The 727-nt window shown below is 44.3% G+C and carries 1 protein-coding gene; it reads left to right on the top strand.

What is annotated here, in order from left to right; all coding sequences use genetic code 11:
* On the top strand, positions 1-690 hold a 690-nt coding region (locus tag ACFFK0_RS30590), incomplete at its 5' end, for a helix-turn-helix domain-containing protein (protein ID WP_377475242.1).
* Positions 691-727 lie beyond the last annotated feature (37 nt).

The following is a 727-nucleotide window of genomic DNA, read 5'->3' as shown; positions in this document are numbered from 1 at the left end:
TTTTTCATGTCCAAAATTAACGAGTACTGTGGAATAGAGAAGTTAGCCATATTGAAGGAACTTAAAACGGGTCAAGGGTCACTAAGCGGGATAGCCTGTAAATATAGCATTAGCGTCAGTACTTTGAAGGAATGGCGACGGCGTTACGAATTTTATGGAATCGAAGGGTTAGAGTTGCGTGTAGAGAATAAGAGCTACTCATCGGAAATTAAATTACAAGCGGTTCAAGATTATCTTTCGGGGAAGTACTCGCAGAATGAAGTCATTAGAACATACCGCATTGCAAGCCGTACACAGCTCAGGGACTGGATTAGGAAGTATAATAGTCATAGCGGTCTAAGACCGTACAAGAACGGAGGCGCAGCCGCTATGACAAAGGGACGGACAACGACTTGGGAAGAGCGAATTAACATCGTATTGTACTGCCTTGCTAATAATCGAGATTACCAAAAAACCGTAAGCCAGTTCCAGGTATCCTATCAACAAGTATACCAATGGGTAAAAAAGTATGAAGCTAGCGGACAAGACGCTTTGCAAGACGGCAGAGGACGAACGAAGGCACCTGAAGAGTTAACAAAGGCCGATCAGCAAAAGCTTGCCATGAAGAAACTGGAGTATGAAAACGAGCGACTTCGGGCGGAGAATGCTCTCTTAAAAAAGCTACAGGAGCTCGAAAGGAGGCGTCGCTGAACGGGCATCGTCAGGAAAATATTTACCTTGCTATACA

The sequence above is a fragment of the Paenibacillus chartarius genome, from assembly GCF_042432825.1.
In the GTDB taxonomy this organism is placed as follows: Bacteria; Bacillota; Bacilli; order Paenibacillales; family NBRC-103111; genus Gordoniibacillus; species Gordoniibacillus chartarius.
The sequence above is the reverse complement of the archived record's forward strand: the minus strand, read 5'-3'. Positions and strand labels throughout refer to the sequence as shown.